At 74.4% G+C, this 4153-nt stretch carries 4 protein-coding genes; 1 reads left to right on the forward strand and 3 read right to left on the reverse strand.

Annotated elements, in window-relative coordinates; all coding sequences use genetic code 11:
* A partial coding sequence (locus PLP61_RS15345) for a hypothetical protein (protein WP_324503628.1) occupies nt 1-713 on the forward strand: 713 nt, incomplete at its 5' end.
* Here the strand turns inward: PLP61_RS15345 and PLP61_RS15350 are convergent.
* The 3 genes from PLP61_RS15350 to PLP61_RS15360 form a co-directional block, all read right to left on the reverse strand.
* Nucleotides 685-1860, reverse strand: a complete 1176-nt coding sequence (locus PLP61_RS15350; protein ID WP_324503629.1) for a MalY/PatB family protein — start codon at nt 1858-1860, stop codon at nt 685-687. The two genes, PLP61_RS15345 and PLP61_RS15350, sit on opposite strands and share 29 nt — an antisense overlap.
* The gene (locus PLP61_RS15355; RefSeq protein WP_324503630.1) at nt 1861-3885 is read right to left on the reverse strand and encodes an oxidoreductase; all 2025 of its coding nucleotides are present in this window, start codon (nt 3883-3885) and stop codon (nt 1861-1863) included.
* Nucleotides 3882-4153, reverse strand: a 272-nt coding sequence (locus tag PLP61_RS15360) for a virulence activator alpha C-terminal domain-containing protein (RefSeq protein WP_502889083.1), incomplete at its 5' end; no start/stop codon positions are given. The genes PLP61_RS15355 and PLP61_RS15360, both read right to left, overlap by 4 nt.

Genomic DNA, 4153 nt, shown 5'->3' on the forward strand with positions numbered 1-4153 from the left:
GCGTGGTCCTGGCCACCCGCCGGCCCGAGCGGCTCGAGCACGCCCTGGCCCAGGTACGCCGCCAGCGCGGCGTCGCCCTCGAGCTCGTGCTCGCCCCGCACGGCTTCCGGGCCGACCCGCGGCGGGTGAGCGAGCTGGCCGGCGACCAGGTGCGCACGGTCCTGGTGCCCCGGGACGCCGAGGTCCTGTTCGGGGACGTGCTGGCCGGCGCGGCCGACGCGGCCTCCGGGGACGTGGTGGTGAAGATGGACGACGACGACTGGTACGGCCCCGACTTCGTCACCGACCTGCTGCTGGCCCGGGACTACAGCGGCGCGGAGCTGGTGGGCATGCCGGCGGAGTTCGCCTACCTCGCCCCCCTCGACGTCACCGTGCGCAGTGACGACTGGAGCGAGGGGTTCGGCCGGTTCGTCGCCGGCGGCACCCTGATGGTCGACCGTTCCGTGCTGCGGGCGCTGGGGAGCTTCCGGCCGGTCCGCCGCTACGTGGACGCCTCCCTGCTCGCCGACCTGCTCGCTGCGGGGGGCAGCGTCTACCGCACGCACGGGTTGGGCTACGTCCTGCACCGCGGCGACTCCGGGCACACCTGGGAGGCCGAGGTCGACTCCTTCCTCGAGCCCGACCGGCTGCGCCGCCGCTGGGACGGTTTCGTGCCGAGCCGGCTCCTCGAGGCAGGACCGGGGCTCAGCGGGGAGCAGGCTCCGGTTCGGTGACCAGCGCGTCGGCCATCCGCCGGACGATCTCGGTCAGCCGCTGCGGCGAGGTGGCGATGTTGAGCCGGAGGTGCCCGGTAAGCCCGGGGTGGTAGTGGTGGCCGGGAGCCGTCTTCACCCGCCCCCGTTCCAGCACCCGTGCCGCCGGGTCGGCGTACCCGTAGGCGCGCAGGTCCAGCCAGGCCAGGTACGTCGCCTCCAGCGGCCGCATCCGCGCCTCGGGCAGGTGCTCGGCCAGCAGCGCCGTGAGCAGCTCACGCTGGGCGGCCAGCCGGTCGACCAGGGCGGCGAGCCACGGGTCTCCGTCGGTGTACGCCGCCACCGCGGCCACCACGCCCAACGGTGACCACGAGTCGTTGCGGGCCATCGGCGCGCGCAGCAGCCGCTCCAGCGTGGCCGGGTCGGCGGTGACGATCTGGGCGCAGCGCAGACCGGCGGTGTTGAAGGCCTTGGACGCGGCGACCACGGCCACCGCGTGCTCGGCGGTGCCGTCCAGCGAGAGGTAGGGCACGTGCTCGGCGCCGGGCAGCACGAGCGGCGCGTGGATCTCGTCGCTGATCACCCGGGCGCCGTGGCGCACCACCACGTCCCGCACGCCCTCCAGCTCGGCCCTGCTGAAGGCGCGGCCCCACGGGTTGTGCGGCTGGGTCAGCAGCAGGGTGCGGGCCCCGGCGGCGAGGAGGGCGTCGAGCCGGTCCAGGTCCAGCTCGGCCCGGGCGGCGTCGGGGTCCACGACCAGGTCGACCCGCCGGCGACCGGTGACCTGGGCGATGTCGAGCTGGGGGTGGTAGGCCGGCAGCGGCATCACCATCGGTCCCGGATCGGAGAGCACGTCCAGCAGCAGCCGGACCCCCGAGGTCACGTCGACGACCGGCAGCACCTGGCCGGGATCGACCTGATGGCCGTAGTGGCGCCGCGCGAAGGCGGCGTACGCCTCGCCCAGGGCGCCGCCGCGCTCGAACCGCGGGTAGCCGGTCATCCCCGCCGCCACGGCCGCGGTCACCGCCGCCACCACCGGCGGGGCGAGCGCGTAGTCCATCTCGGCGACCCAGGCGGGCAGCACGTCCGGGTCGACCGAGCCCCACTTGCACACCAGTGCGCGGCGGGCCTCGTCGTCGGTGAGGTCGCGGAGCAGCGCGTCGCCCACTCAGCGCTCCGCCAGGGCCGCGGCCACCCGGGTGCCCTGGTCGATGGCGCGCTTGGCGTCCAGCTCGGCGGCCACGTCGGCCCCACCGACCAGGTGGACGCTGTCGGCGCCGCGCGCCGCGACCAGCGCGTCGAAGAGGTCGCGCACCGACTCCTGGCCGGCGCAGACCACCACCTGGTCCACGGCCAGCACCTGGGGGCCGTCGGCGAGGGTGACGTGCAGGCCCTCGTCGTCGATCCGGTCGTAGGTGACGCCGGTGAGCTGGCGCACGCCGCTCTGCTTGAGCACCGCGCGGTGGGCCCAGCCCGAGGTCTTGCCCAGCGCGATCCCGATGGGGGTCGTCTTGCGCTGAAGCAGGGTCACCTCCCGGATCGGGACCCGGGGCTTGGGCTCGCTGAGCCCGCCCGGGTGCACGGCCGGGTCGCCGACCCCCCAGTGGGCCATCCAGTCGTCGACGGTCTCGGCGGGGTCGTGGGTGAGGAAGTGGGCCACGTCCACCCCGATGCCGCCGGCGCCGAGCACCGCCACCCGGCGGCCGGGCACGACCGCTCCGGAGAGCACCGCGGCGTAGGACGCCACGCTCGGGTGGTCGATGCCGGGCAGGTCCGGAAGGCGGGGCACGACACCGGTCGCCACGACCACCTCGTCGTACGACGCGAGCGCCTCGACCGTGCCCGGCTCACCGAGGCGTACGTCGACCCCGAGCACCTCCATCCGGCGCCGGTAGTAGCGCAGGGTCTCCGCGAACTCCTCCTTGCCGGGGATCCGCATGGCCAGCCGGAACTGGCCACCCAGCTCGTCGCTGCTCTCGAACAGGGTCACCAGGCAGCCGCGCTCGGCGGCCGAGACGGCCGCCGCCAGACCGGCCGGGCCCGCCCCGACGACGGCGACGGTGGGCGCGCTGCGCAGCGGCGAGAGCACCAGCGTGGTCTCGTGGCAGGCGCGCGGGTTGACCAGGCAGGAGACCGGCTTGTTGGCGAAGGCGTGGTCCAGGCAGGCCTGGTTGCAGGCGATGCAGGTGTTGATCTCGTCGGCACGGCCGGCCGCGGCCTTGGCGACGAACGCCGGGTCGGCCAGCAGCGGGCGCGCCATCGAGACCAGGTCGGCGTCCCCGGAGGCCAGGATGTCCTCGGCGACCTCGGGAGTGTTGATCCGGTTCGAGGCGCACACGGGCACGTCGACGGCGGCCTTCAGCCGCGCCGTCAGCGAGCGCCAGGCCGCCCGGGGGACCTGGGTGATGATCGTCGGGACCCGTGCCTCGTGCCAGCCGATCCCGGTGTTGAAGGCGCTCACCCCGTGCTCCTGCAGCAGTGCCGCGAGCTCGAGGGTCTCCTCCCACGTCTGGCCGCCCTCGACCAGGTCGAGCAGCGAGATCCGGTAGATGATCGGGAAGTCCTCCCCGACCAGCTCCCGGGAGCGCCGCACGATCTCGACCGGGAACCGCATCCGGTTGGTGGCGGTGCCTCCCCAGTGGTCCTCGCGGTCGTTGGTCCGCGCGGCGAGGAACTGGTTGATGAGGTAGCCCTCCGAGCCCATGATCTCGACGGCGTCGTACCCCGCCTTGCGGGCCAGCGCGACCGAGTGGGCGAACGCGTTCACGGTGTCGTGGACGCCCTTGGTGGACAGGGCCGACGGCTTGAACGGGGTGATCGGCGACCGGCGGTCGGAGGCCCCCACGCTGAGCGGGTGGTAACCGTACCGGCCCGCGTGCAGCACCTGGAGCGCGATCGCGCCGCCCTCCTCGTGCACGGCGGCGGTGACGTCGCGGTGCCGCATGGCCTGCAGGCGGTTGGTCATCTCGGAGGCGAAGGGCTTGAGCCAGCCGCGCTTGGTGGGCGCGTAGCCGCCGGTGACGATCAGCCCGACGCCGCCCCGGGCGCGCTCGGCGAAGTACGCCGTCAGCTTGGGCAGGTCCCAGGCACGGTCCTCCAGGCCCGTGTGCATGGAGCCCATCACCACGCGGTTGCGCAACGTGAGCGACCCCAGGGTCAGCGGGGCCATCAGGTGGGGGTAGGTGGTGCTCATCGCTCTCCTCCGTGGGTGGCAAGAACCGGTGCGGTGCTCGAGGGGGTGGGCAGGCCGTGCGCGGCCAGGCACTCGGTCAGCCAGGACACCCAGAACTCCTCCAGCCGCAGGCCGCCCAGGAGCACCAGGTAGGTGTCCAGGTCGTGGCCGCGCAGGCCGGCAGGGTCGGGGTGGTCGCGCTGGGCGAGCTGCTGGTAGTGGCGCAGCCGGGCCTGGTGGTCGGCGAGGGTCCGGGCGACCTCGGCCAGGACCGCGGCCCGGTCGCCGA

This window comes from Nocardioides sp. (genome assembly GCF_035429765.1).
In the GTDB taxonomy this organism is placed as follows: domain Bacteria; phylum Actinomycetota; class Actinomycetes; order Propionibacteriales; family Nocardioidaceae; genus Nocardioides.

Excerpts from the sequence above, each read along its gene's own strand:
- PLP61_RS15355 (WP_324503630.1), bottom strand. The coding sequence starts at position 3,885 with ATGAGCACCACCTACCCCCACCTGATGGCCCCGCTGACCCTGGGGTCG.